The 22990-nt window shown below is 44.7% G+C and carries 19 protein-coding genes and 1 other RNA gene; 6 read left to right on the forward strand and 14 right to left on the reverse strand.

Going from position 1 to position 22990, the window contains the following annotated elements; translation table 11 throughout:
- Together lolD and lolC are read right to left on the reverse strand one after the other, a co-directional pair.
- Positions 1-708, reverse strand: a complete 708-nt coding sequence (lolD, locus tag IQP38_RS07545) for a lipoprotein-releasing ABC transporter ATP-binding protein LolD (protein WP_005378457.1) — start codon at positions 706-708, stop codon at positions 1-3.
- Positions 701-1909 carry a lipoprotein-releasing ABC transporter permease subunit LolC gene (gene lolC / locus IQP38_RS07550; RefSeq protein WP_025998625.1) on the reverse strand — a complete coding sequence of 403 codons (1209 nt, stop codon included), beginning with the start codon at positions 1907-1909 and terminating at the stop codon, positions 701-703. The genes lolD and lolC overlap by 8 nt, the downstream gene beginning before the upstream one ends.
- 249 nt (positions 1910-2158) lie before the next feature.
- Here lolC and IQP38_RS07555 point away from each other — a divergent pair, with 249 nt between their 5' ends.
- The 4 genes from IQP38_RS07555 to IQP38_RS07570 all read left to right on the forward strand — a co-directional run bounded on the left by IQP38_RS07555 (position 2159) and on the right by IQP38_RS07570 (position 7679).
- Positions 2159-2728 (forward strand): hypothetical protein, encoded by a 570-nt coding sequence (locus IQP38_RS07555; protein ID WP_017634743.1) that lies wholly within the window; start codon positions 2159-2161, stop codon positions 2726-2728.
- Positions 2729-2733: 5 nt separating this feature from the next.
- Positions 2734-6195 (forward strand): transcription-repair coupling factor, encoded by a 3462-nt coding sequence (mfd, locus tag IQP38_RS07560; protein ID WP_053303252.1) that lies wholly within the window; start codon positions 2734-2736, stop codon positions 6193-6195.
- 7 nt (positions 6196-6202) lie between these two features.
- A complete protein-coding gene (locus IQP38_RS07565) occupies positions 6203-6970 on the forward strand; it encodes a peptidoglycan binding protein CsiV (protein WP_080773703.1) in 768 nt (255 codons plus the stop codon).
- Between the two features lie 160 nt (positions 6971-7130).
- Positions 7131-7679 (forward strand): GNAT family N-acetyltransferase, encoded by a 549-nt coding sequence (locus IQP38_RS07570; protein ID WP_005387823.1) that lies wholly within the window; start codon positions 7131-7133, stop codon positions 7677-7679.
- 76 nt (positions 7680-7755) lie between these two features.
- On the opposite strand, the gene IQP38_RS07575 is transcribed toward IQP38_RS07570, so the two are convergent.
- The 7 genes from IQP38_RS07575 to hinT all read right to left on the reverse strand — a co-directional run bounded on the left by IQP38_RS07575 (position 7756) and on the right by hinT (position 13969).
- Entirely contained in the window at positions 7756-9045 is a 1290-nt protein-coding gene (locus IQP38_RS07575; RefSeq protein WP_005378463.1) for an NAD(P)/FAD-dependent oxidoreductase, read from the reverse strand.
- Positions 9046-9578: 533 nt separating this feature from the next.
- A complete protein-coding gene (gene ycfP, locus IQP38_RS07580) occupies positions 9579-10121 on the reverse strand; it encodes an alpha/beta hydrolase YcfP (RefSeq protein ID WP_005378464.1) in 543 nt (180 codons plus the stop codon).
- A gap of 75 nt (positions 10122-10196) precedes the next feature.
- Positions 10197-11078, reverse strand: coding sequence for a thiamine kinase (gene thiK / locus IQP38_RS07585; protein WP_017634746.1), 882 nt, complete (start codon positions 11076-11078; stop codon positions 10197-10199).
- Positions 11079-11102: 24 nt separating this feature from the next.
- Positions 11103-11693: a penicillin-binding protein activator LpoB gene (lpoB, locus tag IQP38_RS07590; RefSeq protein ID WP_005378467.1), complete on the reverse strand. Its 591-nt coding sequence runs from the start codon at positions 11691-11693 to the stop codon at positions 11103-11105.
- Between the two features lie 66 nt (positions 11694-11759).
- The gene (locus IQP38_RS07595; RefSeq protein WP_005378469.1) at positions 11760-12152 is read right to left on the reverse strand and encodes a YcfL family protein; all 393 of its coding nucleotides are present in this window, start codon (positions 12150-12152) and stop codon (positions 11760-11762) included.
- Positions 12152-13549 carry a COG3014 family protein gene (locus tag IQP38_RS07600; RefSeq protein WP_193837460.1) on the reverse strand — a complete coding sequence of 466 codons (1398 nt, stop codon included), beginning with the start codon at positions 13547-13549 and terminating at the stop codon, positions 12152-12154. The genes IQP38_RS07595 and IQP38_RS07600 overlap by 1 nt, the downstream gene beginning before the upstream one ends.
- A gap of 69 nt (positions 13550-13618) precedes the next feature.
- Positions 13619-13969, reverse strand: a complete 351-nt coding sequence (gene hinT / locus IQP38_RS07605) for a purine nucleoside phosphoramidase (RefSeq protein ID WP_005378473.1) — start codon at positions 13967-13969, stop codon at positions 13619-13621.
- A gap of 269 nt (positions 13970-14238) precedes the next feature.
- Between hinT and IQP38_RS07610 the strand changes: the two genes are divergently transcribed.
- The gene (locus IQP38_RS07610; RefSeq protein ID WP_193837461.1) at positions 14239-16230 is read left to right on the forward strand and encodes a methyl-accepting chemotaxis protein; all 1992 of its coding nucleotides are present in this window, start codon (positions 14239-14241) and stop codon (positions 16228-16230) included.
- 163 nt (positions 16231-16393) lie between these two features.
- A complete protein-coding gene (locus IQP38_RS07615) occupies positions 16394-17554 on the forward strand; it encodes a DUF1887 family protein (protein ID WP_005378476.1) in 1161 nt (386 codons plus the stop codon).
- A 157-nt stretch (positions 17555-17711) separates the two neighbouring features.
- On the opposite strand, the gene udp is transcribed toward IQP38_RS07615, so the two are convergent.
- From udp to ffs, 5 genes are all read right to left on the reverse strand, one after another.
- On the reverse strand, positions 17712-18470 hold the full coding sequence (gene udp, locus IQP38_RS07620) for a uridine phosphorylase (protein ID WP_005378479.1): 759 nt from the start codon (positions 18468-18470) through the stop codon (positions 17712-17714).
- Positions 18471-18784: 314 nt separating this feature from the next.
- Entirely contained in the window at positions 18785-21091 is a 2307-nt protein-coding gene (locus tag IQP38_RS07625; protein WP_053307489.1) for a zinc/cadmium/mercury/lead-transporting ATPase, read from the reverse strand.
- Between the two features lie 172 nt (positions 21092-21263).
- A complete protein-coding gene (locus IQP38_RS07630; protein ID WP_005378483.1) occupies positions 21264-21683 on the reverse strand; it encodes a CBS domain-containing protein in 420 nt (139 codons plus the stop codon).
- Between the two features lie 244 nt (positions 21684-21927).
- Positions 21928-22662 carry an RNA methyltransferase gene (locus IQP38_RS07635; RefSeq protein ID WP_053303254.1) on the reverse strand — a complete coding sequence of 245 codons (735 nt, stop codon included), beginning with the start codon at positions 22660-22662 and terminating at the stop codon, positions 21928-21930.
- Between the two features lie 213 nt (positions 22663-22875).
- Positions 22876-22972, reverse strand: an RNA gene (gene ffs / locus IQP38_RS07640) — signal recognition particle sRNA small type.
- Positions 22973-22990: the final 18 nt, after the last annotated feature.

The raw sequence follows: 22990 nt of genomic DNA on the forward strand, positions 1-22990 counted from the left end.
CTAGCCCTCCGCAGATGCTGTATCAGTCACAAAACGATCTACGAGCAAACCATCTTGCATGTGCATTTGACGATCCATTTTTGCTGCTAGCTCTTTGTCATGCGTGACAACCAAAAATGCAATGTTTGACTCTTTATTGAGCTCGCGCATCAAATCATAGATAGACAGTGCCGTATTGTGATCTAAGTTCCCCGTAGGTTCATCAGCCAAGACCAGATCAGGTTTATTCACCAATGCACGCGCAATCGCAACACGCTGACGCTCACCGCCCGATAACTCGGAGGGTCTATGTTGCATCCGATGACTCAAACCAACTTTATCTAACAGCGCTTTAGCCGCCTGTTTTGCATCCGCTACTTTAGCACCGCCAATCATCAGTGGCATCGCCACATTTTCAAGCGCAGTAAAGTCAGCCAACAAGTGATGAAACTGGTATACAAAACCAAGGTGCTTGTTGCGTAATGCCGCCTGTTTGTTCGAGCTCAAAGCTGATAGGTTTTGCCCTAGAAAATCAACTTCACCATGAGTTGCGTCATCTAACGCACCTAAAATATGCAATAAGGTACTTTTTCCCGAACCAGAAGAGCCAACAATAGAAACCAACTCCCCTTTGTCGATATCGAAACTTACGCCTTTCAACACTTCCGTATCTAACGAACCCTCTCGGTAGACTTTACGAATATCACGACATTCTAATAGCTTATTCATAGCGAAGTGCCTCAGCAGGTTTAACAGAAGATGCTCGATAAGAAGGATAAAGTGTAGCAGCAAGGCTAAGAGCAATCGCCAACACCACCACTAAAAGAATTTGCAGTGAATCAATCAAGATGGGTAGATGACCACCAAAGCTGAATAGCGCCACACCAGCAGATTCAAGAATCGCATTTAGATTAAGTGACAAGATCACGCCCGCAGCGCCACCAACAATCGCGCCAATTACACCACTGCTTGCACCTTGCACCATGAAAATGGTCATCACTTGAGATTGAGTCATGCCTTGAGTTTTCAATATTGCGACTTCTGATTGCTTCTCCATTACCACCATGATTAAAGCGGAGATAATATTGAATGCAGCGACACCCACAATTAGACCTAGCATAAGTCCCATCATGTTCTTTTCCATTTTCACCGCTTGGAAAAGCTCACCACGCTGTTCGCGCCAATCACTCCATTCCCATCCATCAGGCATGGGTTGGTCAGCAAAATCCGTCACCATAAATGGGTCAGAGAAAAAGACACGCCAACCAGAAACCGTGTCTTTAGGGAAACGCATCAGCTTAGATGCATCCGTCATGTTCACAATCATTAATTGACCATCAACGTCCGATCCCGTATTGAAAATGCCTGAGACAGTAAAGTTTCGCTGGCTAGGAATACGACCAAGTGGGGTAAACTGCGTCGCGTTGGTCACCATCAAGCGTACTTTATCCCCGATTGAGACCTTTAGTGAACGCGCCAAACTGTGACCCAAAAATACATTGTAGTCACCTGCATGAAGTGACGATAATCGTCCGGCAATCAAATGGTTGCTAATCGGATCGCCTTTCTTAGGTTCAATACCGATGAGGTAACCAGCCGTCAGCTGTGCAGAACTCTGAATAACAGCCTCTCCTCTAACGATAGGCTCCGGCTGAGATTCACTCGACATCGCTTGAACAAATGGAGGGGCAGACTCGGTCATAGGCGCTTTTCCATCGTGTTGCGAAACCACGGCATGAGGTAGCACACCTAAAATGCGTTCTTTTAACTGCGATTCAAACCCGTTCATCACAGAAAGAACCGTCACCAACGCCATTACACCGATCGTAATACCCGCCGTCGACATATAAGAAACAAATCGGCTGAACCTATCTCCAGAGCGTCCCCGAAGATACCTTAAGCCAATAAACAATGAGATAGGATGATACATATAAGACAAACCAACTGGTTGTTTTGATATAAAGCTTTAGCGGATTATCTTACCTTACTCTTCTCATTAAGAAGACAAGAGAATCGCTAAATTTGTCAACGACATGCAATAAGTCTGTATTTAGGGCAAAAAGTTCAAGGACAAATCGGCTAAACTTGATAACTTCATTCAGTTAGCGATAATCAGTGCCCTATTTCTCTTTGTTTGTTGAGTGAACAGGGAGCGCTCACTGGCAAAAGGATCGACTATATGACAGAGCAAGAATACTTTACCGTCCATCATAACCTCACCATCAACGTCGAAACGTTGAGTGCGGACTTTGCTTTGCCAGATGAAGAAACATTTGCCTCCGAAATTCCAGCACCATTTATTGTCGCCAGTGAATTTAGTCACTTAGATATGTTGGCAGACAACGCGCGTCTAGAGCTGAAAAACAAAGAGTTAAAGCATGTGATCAACTTGCTTGATACGCAAAACGCGAAACTTAACCTCTTGTTGAGCTTTATGCTTTCACAACAAGATGACGCCTCCATTCGCTATCAAACGACGCAGTTTGGTGCTAGTCAACTCAGTTTCCGCTCAGATACAGCGTTAACTACTCAACAACTCGTTCGTGTTAAACTGTTCCTCGATCACCCTGCTGCGGCGATTTACTGTTACGCTCAAGTAGAAGAATGTGATGCTTCAGAGCAAGATTTCATTATCACGCTTAGATACAAGATGCTCCGAGAATCTGATCAAGATTTACTGATAAAGGCGGCACTGTATCAACAACAAAAACTTTTACGTCAGCGCTCGATGGAGCGAGATAAAAAATAATTCCTATGACAAAAGCAACGATTCTTTCCGTCACCAACCCTTCAGAGCGTGGCGACAAAAAACAGCTAGGTAATTTGCCGGGCGCAGCTCTACCTCTAGCCATTGCAGAGCTAGCCAAACAGCATTCGAGTCACTCGCTACTCGTTGTGCCTGACCCGCAAATCGCTTTAAAGCTTCAGGCAGAGATTGAGCAATTCACCGACCAAACGGTAAGCCTGTTCCCCGACTGGGAAACGCTGCCTTACGATAACTTTTCTCCGCATCAAGAAATCATCTCTGAACGTATCGCACGCCTATACCAACTGCCAAGTCAACGTGATGGCATAACCATCGTCCCGGTCAGTACAGTATTGCAACGCCAATCGCCACGTGATTTTCTGTTGCAACACACTTTAATGGTGAAAACTGGTGATCGGCTCTCGCTAGAGAAGTTACGTGTACAACTTGAAAATTCAGGCTACCGCCATGTAGATCAAGTATTTGGACCAGGTGAATATGCAAGTCGTGGGTCTATTCTGGATCTCTTTCCTATGGGCAGCAATGACCCGTACCGCATCGACTTCTTTGATGATGAAATAGATACCATTCGCACGTTTGATCCAGAGAACCAACGCTCTATCGACGATATTCAGCAAATCCAATTGCTGCCTGCACATGAGTTCCCAACCACTAAAGAAGCGATTGAAGATTTCCGTACACGTTGGCGCACCCAGTTCGACGCACGCCGCGAGCCTGAATCAATCTACATGCAAGTGACCAAAGGCACGTGGCCCGCTGGTATTGAGTATTGGCAGCCGCTGTTTTTTGACCATACCGAGACTTTATTTGAATATTTGCCAGAAGACTCTCAAGTCATCACATATGGTGATATCGAATCTGCGGTCGATACTTTCTTAACCGATGTCGAATATCGATACGACCAGAAAAAAGTTGATCCGCTGCGTCCTCTTTTGACTCCTGAACAGCTTTGGTTGAAAAAAGACGAACTTTTCAGTCAACTAAAACAGCTCCCTATCGCTCAATTGAGCCTAGATAAAGTGGTTAAGCGTGCCGGTCGTCAAAACCTACCAGTACAATCGTTAGCCGAGCTTGGCGTTCAACAACAAAATAAAGAGCCGCTCTCGCGCCTTCGTCAGTTTAGTGAGCAATTCAGCGGCAAAATCGTTTTCTCGGTAGAGTCAGAAGGTCGTCGTGAAGCACTAACGGAGCTGTTGCAAGGCATCAAAGTTCGGCCAGTCGTACATGGCTCACTTTACCAAGCTCTAGACTCGGGTGATCGATTCAGCTTGGTCTTAGGCGCAGCAGAGCATGGTTTCATTCACGAAGATCTGAACTTCGCTCTGATCTGTGAAAGTGATCTACTCGGTGACCGTGTTATCCAGCGACGCCGCAAAGATAAAAAAGCCGTCAACAGTGACACCGTTATTCGCCACCTTGCCGAACTAAAACCCGGCCAACCTGTGGTTCATATTGATCACGGTATTGGCCGCTACATCGGTTTACAAACACTTGAAGCCGGTGGTATGAAAACGGAATACGTCACCCTTGAGTATCAAAACGATGCCAAGCTCTACGTGCCAGTTTCATCACTGAATCTTATCAGCCGTTATTCTGGCGGCGCTGAAGAGAGTGCGCCACTGCATAAATTAGGTGGTGAAGCGTGGGCAAAAGCACGTCGTAAAGCGGCAGAAAAAGTGCGTGACGTCGCGGCAGAATTGCTGGATGTGTATGCAAAACGAGAATTAAAACCGGGCTTCAAATTTGAGCTAGATCGTGGGCAATACGCAACATTTAAAGCAACATTCCCGTTTGAAGAAACAGATGACCAAGCGATGGCCATCAATGCCGTATTGTCAGACATGTGCCAGGCAAAAGCAATGGATCGCTTAGTATGTGGTGACGTGGGCTTTGGTAAAACGGAAGTCGCTATGCGCGCAGCATTTGTCGCAACGGATAACAGTAAACAGGTCGCCGTACTCGTACCAACAACCTTGCTTGCTCAGCAGCATTTCGAAAACTTCCGTGACCGTTTTGCCAACTTACCAATCCGAGTTGAAGTACTGTCTCGTTTTAAATCTGCCAAAGAACAAAAAGTCATTCTGCAAGACGTTGCCGATGGTAAAGTAGACATTGTCGTTGGTACGCATAAGCTGCTTTCGAGCGACATTAAATTCAAAGATTTAGGTTTGTTGATCGTTGATGAGGAACACCGCTTCGGGGTTCGTCAAAAAGAAAAAGTCAAAGCAATGCGTGCGGATGTGGACATTCTTACCCTCACCGCAACACCAATTCCACGCACACTGAATATGGCAATGAGTGGCATGCGAGACCTGTCGATCATCGCGACACCTCCTGCACGCCGTTTAGCCATTAAAACCTTTGTTCGACAAAAAGAAGAGCCAGTGGTCCGTGAAGCGGTACTGCGTGAAATTATGCGTGGTGGTCAGGTTTACTTCCTGCACAATCAGGTTGAAACCATTGAAAAAACGGCAGAAGACTTACAGAAACTCATCCCAGAGGCACGCATTACCGTGGCTCATGGTCAAATGCGCGAGCGCGAACTTGAGCGAATCATGAATGACTTCTACCATCAGCGCTTTAATGTGTTGGTGTGTACAACCATCATCGAAACCGGTATCGACGTACCAACGGCGAATACCATAATCATGGATCGTGCGGACAATCTTGGCTTGGCGCAGTTGCATCAATTGCGTGGCCGTGTTGGACGTTCGCACCATCAAGCCTATGCTTACTTATTAACGCCACATCCAAAAGCCATGACCAAAGATGCCATCAAGCGTCTTGATGCGATTGCTTCACTGGAAGACTTAGGTGCTGGCTTTACGTTAGCAACCCACGATTTAGAAATCCGTGGTGCTGGTGAGCTGCTTGGTGATGAGCAAAGTGGGCAAATTCAATCCGTTGGTTTTACACTTTATATGGAAATGCTGGAACAAGCAGTGCAAGCATTAAAAGAAGGCAAGGAGCCATCTTTGGATGAGCTGCTTCGTGAGCAAACTGAAGTGGAAATGCGAATCCCAGCGCTCTTACCAGATGATTACATTCCGGATGTAAACACACGACTGTCGATGTACAAACGCATTGCGAGTGTCACAAGCAGTGATGAACTATCAGAGCTAAAAGTGGAACTGATTGATCGCTTTGGTCTGCTTCCAGACGCAACAAAGAACTTACTTGCCGTCTCAGAATTGAAAATTTCGGCTGGTAGTTTAAAAGCGAAAAAGATAGAAGCCCATGATAAAGGTGGATTTATCGAGTTTTACCCTGATGCTGACATAAATCCAGCGTATTTAGTTAAACTGCTGCAATCACAGCCGCAAAAATTTGCAATGGAAGGTCCAACTAAGTTCAAGTTTAGCGTACCATTGGTGGACCGACGTAAACGCATTCAGTTTGTTCAAGACTTACTGAATGATTTTAAACAGAATTTATTACCAACGAGCTAATAGTCGAATGAGAATACTGATCCCGTTATTGCTTCTATGTGTCTCAATGCCCTCTTGGGCACAGCGCCAATTTGATATTGAAGTGATCATTTTCAAGCGAGCAGTCGACGCTGAAAGCACAACAGAATCTTGGCCGAATCAACTGCCAAAAATCGATATGGAAAATGTCGGTAGCCTAGAGAGTGAATCCTACCGCCGCTCTAAAGGCGTGACACTTTTGCCAAGTTCTTCTTTCCGTCTCAACGCGCAAGAAGCGGCACTAAATAATCATGCCGGCTTTAAAGTGCTTAAACACGTAGCCTGGCGTCAAGGTGACCGAGGTAAATCTAGCGCCCCAATTTTCCGCATCGTTGGCGGGCGAGATTTCTCTGATTCTTATCAAGCAGATGGCCGCCCACTCAATGGCAATCAAACATTTTCCAGCGACGGTTACAGTGAAGAGACGGTCAATGGTCCTTTATATGAACTAGATGGTCGATTCCAAATATACGTACAGCATTACCTCTTCGCCGAAACAACACTAGATCTGCGCGAACCAAGTGTTAGAGAGGTGCGTTTTGAACCAACCTCAACTGAGCAATTGGCGGATGACTTAGGTGAAGTAGATGGTAACGTCCAAGTCGGTAACTTGGCAGAAATATCGCCGACAGTAACCGAAGAGAAATTCCTGAAGAGTTATCGAATGGATCAAAAACGTCGTATGCGTAGCAGCGAGACTCATTACCTAGATAACCCGTTGATGGGTATGATCATTCAAGTTCGTCGGGTTCGATAAGCACGAGCGGTTCGACAAAGCGCAGCAAAGCTGCGCTTTGTTTTTATCTGCTATACCTCAGTTATTCCTAACCAACGCAGAGCAAGGAAAATAGCTGCGTTCAAGTATAAATAGACAGCTTTCAATTTACTTACACTCAACATGGAAGTCGTATTAGTTCATGAGTCCAGACTTTGAAATCATTGCGCCCCGCTTAGCGCTCAAGCTCATCCCTGCTGAAGAAGCACATTCACTACAACGATTACTTGCAGAATCCCCTTCGCTGCACCAATGGCTTGACTGGTGTGATAAAAACGTCACATTGAAAACCGCGCAGGACTTTCTGTTGGCAACCCGTCTTAACTGGGTCAAAACTGAGGCTTTTGGTTTCGGTATCTATGAGCGGCAAAGTAACACTTTGGTTGGAATGGCAGCGGTTAATGAGTTATATCATACGTTTAATATGGCGAGTATTGGTTACTGGGTTGCCGACCGCTATCAACGGCAAGGCTATGCCCAAGAAGCCGTTAAAGCCTTAGCAGAATTCTGCTTCGCAAAGCTAAGTTTAACTCGACTAGAGATTGTTTGTGACCCCGACAACGAAGCTAGCCAAGCCTTAATTGAGTCCGTCGGTGCACAAAAAGAAGCCATCGCCAGAAACCGGTTTATTTTTCAGGGTAAGCCTAAAGATGGCGTTGTGTTCTCACTTTTACCGACAGATCTAACATAAACAAAAAGCCACCGACTTGCGGTGGCTTCTGCATTTTTTAAGATACAACACATCCACATAGAGTGGATTTAAAACCTTAGTGCAGCTTAAGGTTTGGACGCAGCACGCGATTAATGCGACCGACGAGCATCATCAGACCGGTTTTGAATACACCGTGCAACGCCATTAGGTGCATGCGATACAACGAGATGTAAACGACACGAGCAATACGGCCTTCTACCATCATCGACCCTTTAGTTAGGTTCCCCATCAGACTACCAACGGTTGAAAAGCGACTTAGAGACACTAATGAACCGTGATCTTTATATACATAGTCTTTCAACTCGCGCCCGTTGATCTTCGCGACGATGTTACTAAATGCCTGGCTTGCCATTTGGTGTGCAGCTTGAGCGCGTGGCGGCACGAACGAACCGTCAGACTGGGTGCATTGTGCTAAGTCACCAATAACAAAGATGTCATCATCTCGTGTTGTCTGTAGTGTGTTTTTCACTACAAGCTGATTGATACGGTTCGTTTCTAAGCCAGCGATATCTTTAATAAAGTCTGGAGCTTTGATACCCGCAGCCCAAACCATGATTTGAGCTGGGATCTTCTCACCATCTTTTGTAGTAAGGCCATCTTTTTCAGCTTTAGTCACCATAGTGGCGGTGCGCACGTTTACGCCCAACTTCACCAACTCTTGATGAGCAGCAGAAGAAATACGTGGAGGTAACGCTGGTAAAATACGCTCACCTGCTTCAATCAGATTGACGTTCAACTTGCTAGAATCAAGATCACCGAAGCCATAAGTGCGCAGCTCTTTAACAGCATTATGTAACTCAGCTGATAGTTCAACGCCAGTTGCACCAGCACCAACAATCGCAATATCGACCGTACCGTTACCGTTTTTCGCGTGCAGCTTTAGGAACTCGTTGTTCATTTCTGTACGGAAACGGTGTGCTTGCTCAGGGCTGTCTAGGAAAATACAGTTTTCACGAACGCCAGGCGTGTTGAAGTCGTTTGATGTCGAGCCAATCGCCATCACTAGAATGTCGTATTCTAGCTCACGGCTTGGCATAAGAAGTTCACCGTGTTCGTCTTTAAGCTCACTTAAGATGATCACTTTACGTTCACGGTCGATGTCTTGAAGGCTACCCATTTGGAAGTCGAAGCTGTGGTTTTTTGCATGAGCTCGATAGCTCAGTGCATCTACTCCTTCGTCCAAAGAACCTGTAGCAACCTCATGCAATAATGGCTTCCACAAGTGGCTCGCTTTTCGATCGACTAGCGTAATTTGCGCACGGTTTTTGCGACCTAGAGTTCGACCAAGCTTAGTTGCCAACTCAAGACCACCTGCACCGCCGCCTACAACGATAATGCGTGTCACAATGATTTTCCTCTACAAAAATGAATATATGGGGTTCAGCTCGATGCATGACTCACAAACATTTGTGGCATCCATCCAACCGATGAATTCTTGGTTCTTAGAGGTGTCTCAATTACTTGGATTAAAAAACTGCCACTCACCTTGATTCTTTATCTATCAATGACTTGTCAGGGTTTGGCATGTTTATCTGGTACGCATACGACGCCAGAATTTTTTGGGCAAGTTTATTACTCGCTCTCAATTTTTTTTGATATTTATCAAATTATTTTAGTCCGGTTCATTATATAGAGACCAACTTTGAAGGCAACCAAAATCCGTGTAACGAGTACGGATTGACTACTTTTCGACTACTCTACAACAAGGTGTTCGTGCTACATAGGAGGGAAGTAAGAAAACGGTAAGGAGAACACAATATTCAAAGCGTTAAACCAAGAAAATGTGCCTTTCAAAGAGACAGTGGCTCGGCATACTCAAGAGAAGGAATCGCAGCAAAGCAGCCGATAAAAACGCCGCTTTACTGTCTACACTCAACATTAATAAGTATTTTTAAATGCCTTTATCGCTTGTAAATGATGAGAGATTTTTTTGAACTTATGAGACTGAGTTTCATCCCAAATGATTTGATAGTGTTTTTCTAGCTCAGCTGCCGTTTTCGAATTGTCATGCACTTCATCATCTTTAGAGAGAATCACTAAGCAGTGAGCTTGATTTTTCGCTCGGAACTGATCAACACATTTTGTTGCGATATCTTCGTACTCTTCTGGACGATCGATTCGACCAGCCATCGTTTTTTCTGGGTGCAAGTTCGGGTTGAACATCACTTGCTTGATACCGCATAGAAAACCAATTCGCTCAGACCAGTAACCACCTAAACCAACCCCGCAGATTAACGGGTTTGGGTCATCAGATTGATCGATAACTTTAGACACTTCTTTTAACAAGTGTTGCATGTCGTGCTTTGGGTGAAGGGTGCTGTAATTGATAAAACGAACGTCGTCGTCGATAAATTGCAGTTGAAGAACTTTTTCGTGGTTACCCGGGCTTGTACTGTCAAAGCCGTGTAAGTAAATAATCATGTGTACCTCTCCCTGTGTGTATCTGGTACTTTTATTAAAACTACCACTATTTCCTTACTGTTAAAGGGGAAAATATCACGAGTTCTCAAAACAGTGATCTTCCATACACAATGAGCCTTTCAACTCATACGCACTGTTTAAGTATTGTTCAGTTCCCCACAATTTATAGGCAAGTAGATACCAGAGCATCGCCATCACCAAGGTTCTTGGTTGCCAAGCGTGTACACCTCTCAGCCAAAGAGACACATCTTCGATACCTCGAATTTGGCAATACTGCTTTACCGCTTCTTCCACAGGCGCATTCGCGACCTGAATAGTTAAGGTCAAATCAAGCCTAGGGTCAGCAATCCCGGCATACTCCCAATCAATGACTTTCACCCCACTCTCCCCTCGCACTAGGTTGTAACACCCCAAATCGAAGTGACATAGGGCAAGCGGAACAGGTGCAACGTTCGGTTCCGTGCGCCACTTCATGTACAAAGCCTCAAACTCCGTACCCACATACTGACCATCAAGCTCAAGCCAATAATGATCGATGCGAGAAATATATGAAAATGGAACCAAAGGAATTGCGCTTATCGGATATTGATGAATCTTCGCCGCAATGGATAATAAATCGCTTAGTGCTAAGCCTGACTCCGTCAGTGCCTCTCCTTCTATCCATTCCACCAGCAACCCTTGCTCATGAATAAAAACTGGCTTGGGGCCAATTTCCAATGAAGAGACTGCATTCAGCACTTGATATTCACTGTGACGAGAAATTGAAAAAGCCTTGCAGACATGACTGGTCGGTCGCCAGATGTATGCAAGGCCTTGAGAAGATTCCAACCGCCAACAACGGTTGGTGAGCCCCCCGGTAACAGTTTGTACTTTTACCGGAGGCTCCGTAAAGAAGCCATCGAGAGCATTAAGACTCGGATCTAACTGTTTTGCTTGTTGCCAAGAAAACCATGCCATTGATGACTTCTCCACCCTGTTCGATTAAAGACCGAATAGGCTCTTAGATTGCGCTTTACGAATTTCAGTTTCATCCGCCCACTCAATCAAACCTGTTTCTAGGTCCATTAGGCGCATGGTCATCTTGTAGTATACATCTTTATCGCTACCTGCATTTTTCACAATGCTAGATAGGTTGCCGTAAAGCATGTATTGAGCACCAACCATTTTACCAAATTGGATAGCTGTGCTTTGGTTAACAAGCTCATCCGTGTTTTGGAAGTTAAGTTGTTCACGCACAGACTCAACACGATCCATATCAACAAAACGGAACTTACCTGAGTTCAACATCTTAGTAGAGATCGTGTCAGTAATGGATTCAGTGTCAATATGTTCACTGGTTTTGTTCTTAATTCGCTCAACAAAAACGATAGGACGTTGGTCACGAGTAATTGCTGCTACAGAGCCCGACATCATCATGCTATCCACCATTTCAGCCGCGATTTTTTGTAAATCTGTTGAGCCAAAATCGATAGTCGTGGTTTCTGTTGCTTGCGCATCGCCGTAAGAGACTTTGTTAGAACAGCCACCTAAAATGACGGCAAGACCTAAAAGAGCAATAATACTTTTTTTCATGAGAGTTCCTTAGTTTTTCAATACCAGCGCATCGTTAGCGCGGCAGCTTCGGCAGAGCCGTTAAGATTAATCGTCTTGTGCTTCTCTAATTTGCACACGGAATTTTGTGCCATTTGGATTCACAGTAACTTCAGATAACGTGACTTGCTCAAATCCTCGCACAATCATTTTTCGCCACGGACCAGGTTTGGTATTCACTTCTAAACCATTGTTGTCATACCAATAAAATCGGTAAAGAATGTGCTGATCACCTTTGTAATTGCTACTCAGCTGCACGACTCCTCGTGGGCGATCATCAACGTAAGTGGTGGTGATGTTGTCAACTAATAAGCGACTACCTAAAACGTTATCATTAAAAAATACTTTTTGCGTTTGGCCATCAATTCGAATACCAGCCGTGTTTTCGGCGCATCCAACTAAACCAATAGCCATTGCTAAACAAACAAGCCATGCTTTCATTACAGTCTCCCTAGCTGTTTATGCCACACGGTTGAGTGTGCTCCCTGACGAGATACCCATACCAATGTAGTCTGCTGTGCAGGCACTTCAAACTGATAGGTTTGATCACCCAAGTTTAAACTTTGTGTTCCCGGTTTCACGATTTTTGAAGCCGTTTTCACTTGCGCTGGCAATGTTTGCCAACTTCTTGTATCTGGCTGTTCGGTCAATGTGTTCCATACATTGAAAAGTATGTTGCCCACATCATCGCCTTTTTTCGCCGCCTCTTTTCGGATTCGATCTTTTGCCCAAACACGAAGAGCTTGACGGATCACTATTGTAGTAAGACGTTCATTAAGATCGTTTTGCGCCATCGCATTAACATCAGTCAGCGTACTGGAAGGCAATACCTGACCATTTAAAACAACATCGCTAAAACGTTGAGCACCTCGGTTCTGATAATAAGGAAGCGCCAACGAATAAATCGCGCCATTATCGCGACTGTCGTAAATCGGTAAATCAATACGCCACCCTTTCATCGCCTCAACAACACCCTGCTCATCAATAACGATGACTCGCCCTTGTGACTGAGTTAATCCAGAAGGTGCTTTGCCATACCGCTTCTCTAGCATGCGCAAGTCTTCACGCATGCCCAGCTTCTTAGCAGCGTATAAGGTGCTTTCTACAACTTGCTTGTTGTCTGGCATTACAGCGAGTGCTCGTCGGTAATCAACATAAGCACTGTTTAAGTCTCGCGACGCTTCATATAACAAGCCAGAAAGATAGAACAGATAACCATTTTGTACCGCGCTTAGTTTTTTACCAGCATCAGGGTAGTTCGCTAATACACTGCCTAAATTGGCAGATATGCCTTGCTTGTTAAGGTCTTTCTCTGCTGCTTTTAGCTCTTTTTCACGCGCCTTTCTTGCCGCTTCCTGAACTTGATTAGCTCGACGCACTTCAACTAGTGCTCCTTCTAAATCGTTTTTCTGTAAGTAATTTAGTCCTAGATACAGGTGCAAAAAGCCAAGTTCGTAATCGGCGGGATGATAGTCTTGGAGATTGTCGTTCACTGCGAGAGAGCCGACGCTCGTTGCCGTGTCTGACACAGATATCGTCGCTCGATCTTGTTGGACACGTACGGCACGATCGCTGCTTTCTAGCGCATTCAAACTTGTCGGGTAATCTTCAGCAAGAAAAGAGATGCGACCTTTTTCAAAATTGCCAAGTATCTCGCCACCCACTTCACTTGATTGAAGTTGTTTTGCTTTGGCATATTCCCCTGCAACAACGGCTTGATAAACTTCTTGATTCTGGTTGCTGTAATGACTAAACAGATTGCCCGCAGATAAATTCGCGCAGCCAGAGGCCATTAAAGCCCAGCTCATCAGCCCTAACAGCTTTACACCTAGTTTCACATTTATCTCCACAAATGTGTCATTCGACAGGAAAAAGAAGTGGGTGAATCACCACCCACTTTTAAAAGCTTAGCTCAATACCATTGGACCTAGAGGGCGGCCGCCTAGTAGGTGCATGTGAATATGGTAAACCTCTTGGCCACCATGTGGATTACAATTAACGATTAGGCGATAGCCGTCTTCAGCAATACCTTCTTCTTTCGCTAACTTTCTAGCAACAGTGAACAAACGCCCCATCATTGCTTCATCTTCAGCTTCTACATCATTCGTTGTTGGGATCAGTTTATTCGGAATAATGAGAATATGGCTTGGTGTGCGAGGGTTAATGTCGCGAAACGCAGTCACCAAATCATCTTGATAAAGGATATCGGCAGGGATTTCCTTGCGAATAATTTTACTAAAGATCGTTTCTTCCGCCATGAGGACTCCATTTTATAAACGTAATTAGATCCCAATTAGTATGCGCCAACCAAAAGCGGAGCTCAATAAAAACAGTGTTCACTTAACATTATTAATCAAATGCTAATTAACGAAGCTTTTTTTGTCGTGTGCGTCATAAAATGCGCGTCACAAACTGAATACAATCCAATGAATTTTGTTACTTTTTTAAGACAATTATTATTTTTATACCCAAGTAAATTCAAAAATACTTGGGTAGCTTGTCTATTTTTGGGAGAGGAAGCTCACTTATGCGAGGTTCAGTTATTAAAAGGATGTATGCCGGCTTTGCACTGATCATCATCCTATTTGCCGTCACAATTGCCATTATGATGGGAGGAATGAGTGATATTCACGGAAAATTTGGCACGGTTTCTAAATCATCCCTACCGTTGGTATCGTTATCTAATCAAACCAGTGTTGAGCTGCTTTCTGCCGACAAATCATTTAAAGACTTCCTGACGACAGAGAATAAACAACGCATGGATGAAATGCGTCAGGAATTTGCTAGATCTCAACAGCGCTTCGAATCCACATTGGCTCAACTGAAAACCGCAAGCCAAATCTACCCTTCTCTTGCCGAACCGTTTTCAGAGTTAAAAACGTTAGAGCAGAGCTATTTTACAGAAGCTCTAGAGGCCATGGACAACTACGAAGCAATGTTCGCGGCTCAAGAAGAAGTGCAAAAATCCTCACGCCGCTTCCAAAAACTGAATACCGAACTTTCGGTTGGTCTTAAAGAATATGTGGCAGATCAAACCAGCATTTCTGTCAAAGTCATGGCAAAGAGCTACTTTATCAAGTTAAAAGATGCCGAAGTAATTACCTCTGATGCCCTCGCCAGTTCCAACCCTGAGTTTGTTACGCAAGCCGTAGCTAAAAACCGCAAAGCAGTAACGCACTTGAATTACGCATTCCGCGGGTTGGTGACTCAGCTTCCTGAGCTAGAAAAAGCTTTTGGCGAATCTGTAGAGCAATTTACTCGTGACGTTGGTATGCGTGGCGGTGTGCTAGACCAACATAATAATTACCTCAATGCTCGCGCCGCTTTGTATAACAATATCGCCAACCTAGCAAATAAAGTGGATTCAACCATGGCGATTCTTGAGCAATTCACGACAACCGCAACAGATAAGCTCAATGAATCATTGGCAGACGCAGGTGACATATATTCGGCGGGTGTAACGAAAGCCATCATCATTGGCGTTATTGTCGTTTTACTCGCGACAGCGATTGGCTACCACATCGCTCAAAGCGTTCGCGAACCGTTGACTCGTATTCTAAAAGTGTTAGAAAGCCTGACTGAAGGTGATATGACACAGCGTATCGACATTCGCTATAACAACGAATTCAGCCGTGTGAGTGGACACATTAACTCACTCGCCGACAACCTTCACGAGATCTTGGTGAAACTCAACGAAGCGTCAGAAAACCTATCGTCAACCGCGACAACCAACGAACGCACCTCTTCGCAAGCACAAATTAAATTGAGCTCTCAACGCGAACAAACAGCAAACGTCGCTACCGCGATGACAGAAATGTCTCATTCAGTGCAGGAAGTCGCGCAAAGTGCGCAAGGCTCGTTAGAAATGGTGCAACGCGTCGAATCTGCCTCTGAAGAAGGTAGAAATGTTATGAGCAGTAATATCTCAACCATTAATCAACTAGAAACACGTTTGAACGAATCGGTCTCCGCAGTTTCTGAGCTACAAAAAATGAGTGGTCAAATTGGGTCTATCCTTGATGTGATCCGCAACATTGCGGAGCAAACCAACCTACTGGCATTGAACGCGGCAATTGAAGCGGCTCGCGCTGGTGAACAAGGTCGCGGCTTCGCGGTAGTGGCAGATGAAGTACGAGTACTCGCATCAAGAACGACTCAATCAACCACTGAAATTGAATCCATGATCAGTAATCTGCAATCTAGCTCGCAATCGGCGAACCAAGTCATACAAAGCTGTATGAGCGATATGGAGATGTCGGTTGAGCAAGCATCAAAAGCGAACAGCTCAATGGAAGAGATCCAGGCGCTAATCATCGAAATCAGCCAAATGAGTACGCACATTTCACAAGCAGCAGCAGAGCAAAGTGAAACATCAACAGACATTGCTCGCAGCATCGAAGATATCAACAGCATCGCCGATGAAAGTTTCCGAGCCATGTCGAATATCGCACAAACCAGTGAATCACTGACCCACTTGGCTCATCAGCAAAATGAATTGGTCCACCGATTTAAGTTATAAATACTTTATAATTAAGAGCATTAATTAGTGCAATCAACTGTATAAGGGCGACTTTTTGTTAAGTCGCCCTTGTTTTTTGTCGGCCATGTCTACATATGATTAATAAGGCCAGCTCATCCCCTTGCACAACTCTTTTCGAGCGGCCTCATAAAAAGGAAAATCTATGGCTGTTCATGTTGGTATTATCGACCAAGACCCAGTGAGATTGGTCACTCCTCTATTAGATAATCGTACGCTAAGCACACATATCGTCTTCATCGGAGACAAGAGCCAGTTAGATATATTTGACCGACTGAGTGCCGTTTTAGATCAACGAGAAATTACTTCTGAATTTTTTGAAATTCCATCCGCTGTTAATACATCTCTGATCAAACAAGCAATTCAAAAACTGGCAAAAGATCTCCATGAACGCGGCGAAGATGTAAAATTGAACGCGAGCTGTGGTCTTCGTCATCGCTTGTTGTCGGTGTACGAAGTTTTCCGTACCTATCGCTGGCCAATTTTTGTGGTTGAGCCTAGTAGCGATAAGCTTTGTTGGTTATACCCTGATGGCAAAGAAGATACCCAAGTCGAAGATCACATTACGATTGCAGATTACCTCACTATCTTTGGTGCACGCGGCGAGTTTCACCACGTTGATTTACCACCTCTTCTTGATAAAAAATTGTATGAACTTGGTGAACGATGGGCCTCAAATGCGCTTGAGCTTGGGCCAGGTCTAGCAACACTTAACTACCTTGCAACCACATGCCGCAAAGAACAAAAGCTTGATGTCGAGCTCTCCGAAAAACAGCAGGGCTACCGTGAGCTCAACATGTTGCTTTCAGATTTAGTAGAAGCAGAAATCGCCACCTATGAAAATGGCGTTTTAACGTTTGCAGATGAAGATGCTCGACGCTTTTCAAACGGTGAGTGGTTAGAAACTTTGGTTCACAGCACCGTGAAGCAAATCCAAGACACCATGCCGACGATTCAAGATCGATCGTTAAATGTTCAGGTTTATCGTAAACTTGGTGAAAGTGAAGTACGCAATGAGTTAGATGTCGCAACAGTTGTAAACAACAAGCTGCACATCATCGAGTGCAAAACCAAAGGCATGAGAGATGACGGCGACGATACTTTATATAAGTTAGAATCGCTTCGCGATCTATTAGGTGGCTTACAAGCGCGCGCAATGTTGGTGAGCTTCCGTCCTCTTCGTCACAATGACATTACTCGTGCTGAAGACTTAGGGCTAGCCCTGATTGGCCCTGATGAGCTTAAAGATTTAAGAACGCACTTAACGGCTTGGTTTAAAGACGCGGGCGGTTCAGACGAGATATAGTGCCATTAAGAAAAGCTAAAATTCACAACGATAAAAAGCAGCATTAATGCTGCTTTTTTTATACCTAAATTTTAGCTGTACGCATTTCTATAAGTAGAAAAAAACCAGAGGTTAGCCTCTGGTTTTTTCTGTTTGTTTAAATGCCAACTATAGAGGCTTAAAGCATTTTACGCGCTGCTTCTACAACCACTTTAATTGAACGCGCTTCCGTTTCTTTCAGAGTTGAATGATCTGGAATCTCTTTTTGTGTACGGTTGATGATAACACCAGCCACACAACCCGCTTTTAAACCAGAGCTCGCACACATTGTTAGCAGTGTTGCAGACTCCATCTCGAAGTTAAGTACGCCCATGTCTTGCCATTCTTGCATAGAGCCTTGGAAACGCTTAACAACACGACCAGAGAACGTATCGTAACGTTCTTGACCAGGGTAGAACGTGTCGCTTGATGCAGTCACACCCATGTGAACTGTAGCGCCAGACTCTTCTACCGCTGCTTTCATTGCGGTTGCTACTTCAAAGTCAGCAACTGCTGGGAATTCCATAGGAGCAAAGTGTAGGCTCGCACCGTCAAGACGAACTGACCCCGTCGTTACGATCATGTCACCCACGTTTACATGCGGTTGAATTGCACCCGTTGTACCAACACGTAGGAAAGTGCGAACACCAAGCTGTGCCAATTCCTCAACTGCGATAGAGGTAGAAGGACCACCAATACCTGTAGAACAAACCACAACAGGTTTACCGTCTAGCTCTGCACGGTATAGCGTGTATTCACGATGGCTTGCTAGAAATACTGGATTTTCCATTTGTTCTGCGATTTTTTGAACACGCGCTGGGTCACCAGGAATGATCGCTAGAGTCGCACCATTAAGATCAGCTTCAGTAACACCTAAATGGAATACAGCTTGAGACATAAGTCGCTCCTTATTGTGGCTTATTTTATGAACAATAAGCTCATTAATCAGTTATTGGGTACAGATGCACTGTAGCGAACCTTTCACCAACATAGAGTGATCACAATCACAATGATAAAATGTAATGAAAATGAAATTTCAAACAAAACTGGTATTGATCACACTTTAAGGGGCATTAGATCATTTTGTTGCATAGCAATGCGTGATTTCAAGGACGAGAAAAACGTCTGATCGCATCAGGTGAATACGGTTAAAAAAAGCCCGATACACGAATGCCTCGGGCTATTAATGAGTGGGATCAATGGTTAGGTCAGTTATTTGATCTGCTTGGACTCAAAACGAAGTAATCTCAACGCATTCAATGTCACCAGTGCTGTTGCACCACTGTCGGCTAATACAGCAACCCACAACCCAGTAACACCAAGTAAACTTGTCACTAAGAATACACCTTTCAAACCTAGCGCTAACGCGACATTCTGACGAATGTTACTTAGCGTCGCGCGCGACAGTTCTATCATGGCAGGTAGCTCAATCAAACGGTTGTGTGTTAACGCCGCATCAGCAGTCTCGAGCGCAACATCCGTACCGCCTCCCATCGCAATGCCGATACTCGAAGCTTTCATGGCTGGAGCATCATTGATACCGTCTCCCACCATCGCAACGGTATGTTGTTGTGATAGCTTCTCGACGTAATGCACCTTGTCTGCAGGTAACAAACTCGCTTTATAATCCAAGCCTATTCTATTTGCCATTGCTTCTGCACTTCTCGGGTTGTCACCCGTTAGCATCACCGACGTGACCCCAAGTTCCTTCAACATTGCGATGGCTTGCTGGGCATCTGAGCGCAATGTATCTTGCCATGCGATCACGCCAATGACCTCGTCATCGTAACGAACAATGACAACCGTTTTACCTTGTTGTTCCAACGTAACTACTTGCTCTATGGCTTCTTGAGAAAGTGGAAAGTCTGCCTTTGAAGGCGTGACCACTTGGACCATTTTTCCATCGACGTAACCAGTGACACCAGAGCCTACTTGCGCGGTTTTATCCAACGCTTCAGGAATAGTAAGCCCCTGCTCTTGCACTTTGGTAACTAAAGAAACCGCTAGAGGATGACTTGAACCAACCTCGATTGACGCAGTTAGGCTAAGTAACTTGTCTTCATCCATATCAAAAGCAAAGACATCAGTCACTTCTGGTTTACCTTGCGTCAGTGTCCCAGTTTTATCAAATGCGACAGACTCAACCTTGCCAAGCAACTCAAGCGCCGCACCACCTTTGATCAATGCGCCCCGCTTAGCAGCTGCCGCCAAGCCAGAAGTGATCGCCGCAGGCGTTGAAATTACTAATGCACATGGACAAGCAATCAACAGCAGGGCGAGTCCTCGATAGATCCACGTTTCCCACGGTTGGGCAAATAGTAATGGCGGCGTAACGATAACCATCAGAGACACCAGCATCATTAGCGGCGTATACCAACGGCTAAATTTATCAAGAAAGCGTTCTAATGGTGCCTTACGGGATTCTGCTTCTTCAATCAAATGAAGAATTCGGTCTATCGCATTCTCGCCCTGACGGGAAGTCACCTGTAAGCGAACCACTTTATCGACAACCACAGCCCCGGCCATCACTTTGCCACCGGTTTGATGTTCAACGGGAACAGATTCTCCCGTTAACGCACTTTCGTCAAAACTCGCAAGCGCATCTTGCAAAACACCGTCGGCAGGCAAACGACCTCCGGGTGCGACTTCTATGATATCCCCTGGTTTAAGCTGAGCAGCTGGTACTTCTTTACGTTCACCATCAATAATTAAAATTGAATTTTCTGGGACTAAGTCCATTAACGCCTGGACACCGCTTCGCGCGCGAGATGATGCATATGCTTCTAACTTTTCACCAATAAGGAAAAGCAATAACACCATTGCGGCTTCGGCGGTTTCACCTAAATATAAAGCGCCGAGCGCCGCTACACTCATTAACGTTTCAATCGCAAAAGGCGTACCGCTACGCGCCAACTTAAATGCTTTGAGCGCGATTGGGTATAAACCAAGTAAACACGTCAAAGTGAATAACCAAGCGCTTATTTGAGGGTCGATCTTAGAAATTACTGCCGCAGTAGCCATTGCACCAGCAATCGAGAGAATTTGGATGTTGTCTCTTATGACGCCAAGCCAGCCTTTCTTTGTAGTGCTTGGTTTTGGAGCATCCAGTGAAGAGAGCGGGAAACCCGTTTTTTGGGCTGTCTGCTCTATCGTAGCTATCAGCTCTAGACCATCAAAATCGACGACCAGTTTTTCTGTTGCAAACAAAACCTTGGCTTGGCTGACGCCTTGTAAAGACGTAATGGCTTTCTCAAGCTTTTGCGCACAAGATGGGCAATCCATACCTGACACAAGCCAAGCGTTCCGAACGGAGGAATTACTCTCCCTTGTGGGATCGTCTTCCTCGCCTGTGTCAACGCTGCAGCCTCCTCCACTACAGCAAGAGCTTTCAGAAACATCAACACTGGCCTGAGAGATATTGAGCGAAGATTTTACTGGCGCACAGCATGACTCGCTTGCACCAAGCGGCACCGCAGTTTTGATTTTGCTAGATTGGCAACCTTGATGTTTTGTACACATAATTTTTTCCTTATTGGTATCGGTGATTTACCTATTGCTAAGGATAAACCTTAGAGTAAGCTCCAAGGTCAAGATAAATTTGTACAGTTCGGCGATATAAAATAAAAAAGACGCCGAAGCGTCTTTCCAAACCAGTTTAAAAGCAATATTCCGTAAAGTTTAAACAGAGAGGTTAAACGGGATGCTTAAAACACTCATTTAATGTCATTCCTATGGCACGCAGCACGTCTCTTCTTGTGATAACACCAACCAACTTACCTTTGCCATCCACCACTGGATACATTTTCGGCTTTCCAACTTTCATCATGTCAGCCAGTTCAATTACTGACATTTCTGGAGAAACAGATAAGACATCATCATGCATACACTCTTGTACCGTATGTGTATCTTGGCAGTGATAACTTGCTTTCACCAACTTATCTAATAAGTCTTGCTCCGATAAAAACCCAACCACTTTTTCATTTTCATCAATGACAGGGCCACCTAGTGTGACACTTTGCATTACTTTGTTTAAAGCTGCCGAAAGTGACATATCTTTCGTGAAAGTCACCGCTTGCAACGTCATGTAATCTTTTACTTTTAATGAATGCATTCTTATCTCCTTAAGGGCATTTTATTGCGGCCTTTAGATAAGTGTCGCCTAATTTCCTGATTTTACTAAATGGAAAGGAGTAATTTTATTTATAGGCACAGCCTATTGAACTAAAACAAAATTAACTCACCGAACAACATTCACTGTATTTCGTTAAACGCAAGATTCAGCCAGGCTGATTTTTCTAGGCAAAATACAACAAAGCCAGTCAATTGACTGGCTTTGTTATTATGTAATTGTTGCGTTAGCAATGTTGGCGGCGCATGTTGTCTAAAATAATGCCAGTCGCCATCGCGACATTCAGTGATTCGGCACCGCCAAACGCCGGAATCGTGATCTTATCTGTCACGAATTTTGCTGCGGCTTCACGCACACCATGAGATTCGCTGCCCATCAACAAAATACCTTCAGCAGCGAAATCCGTTTTATGAACGCTCTCTCCTTCCAAAAACGCGCCATATACTGGCAATTTGGCGTGTTCCAAGTAACTTGGCAAATCCACCAAACTCACTTGTACGCGGCCAAAGCTGCCCATGGTCGCACTGATCGTTTTAGGATTATAAGGATCAGCACAATCTGTACTCGCAATAATGTGCTTGATGCCATACCAGTCTGCAACACGAATAATCGTACCTAGATTACCAGGGTCGGATACACCATCTAGCGCAATCATCAAGCCTTTCGCTTGAGGCTCTTTTACACTCGGAATTTCAACCACAGCAATGGCCGCATTATTGCTCACAAGCGTGCTCGCTTTGGTCAATTCATCAAGCGATGCTTCAACACAATCAAAACGATTTAGCGTACCAGCATTTTGTTCGAGAAATGCCGCTGTTGCAAAAACCTGCTTCACCTTCAATGAACTACTTGCTAGCTCTAGTACGTTCTTTTCACCCTGAACTAGGAATAAGCCATGCGCTTTACGCTGTTTCTTTTGACCTAAAGCACGAAGCAGTTTTAATTGGTTTTTTGAAATCATTAAAGTATCCCAGGTGAAAATGGTTATTCGGCGAGCGTACCCTAAACAATCTTCACGACAGTTCGGTATCAAGCGGATGAGATTATAAATTATACCTAAATAACCTCAAGAAGCTTGATCATCAGAAGACGTTGAACACCAAGCGTAGCCAAAATAAAAGAAGGCTCAAAAACGAAAAAAGCCCTGCGATAACGCAGGGCTTTCAAAAGGGTGGGACCCCAGCCACATCCCGGCACACAAGTCACACGCTGCGGCTGCTTCCTTCCGGACCTGACCGAGTTCACGAGCTATTGTTGCGAGAGGACCAGAGCCCCATAATTCTTTTCGA

Source organism: Vibrio sp. OPT41 (genome assembly GCF_015163595.1).
In the GTDB taxonomy this organism is placed as follows: domain Bacteria; phylum Pseudomonadota; class Gammaproteobacteria; order Enterobacterales; family Vibrionaceae; genus Vibrio; species Vibrio alginolyticus.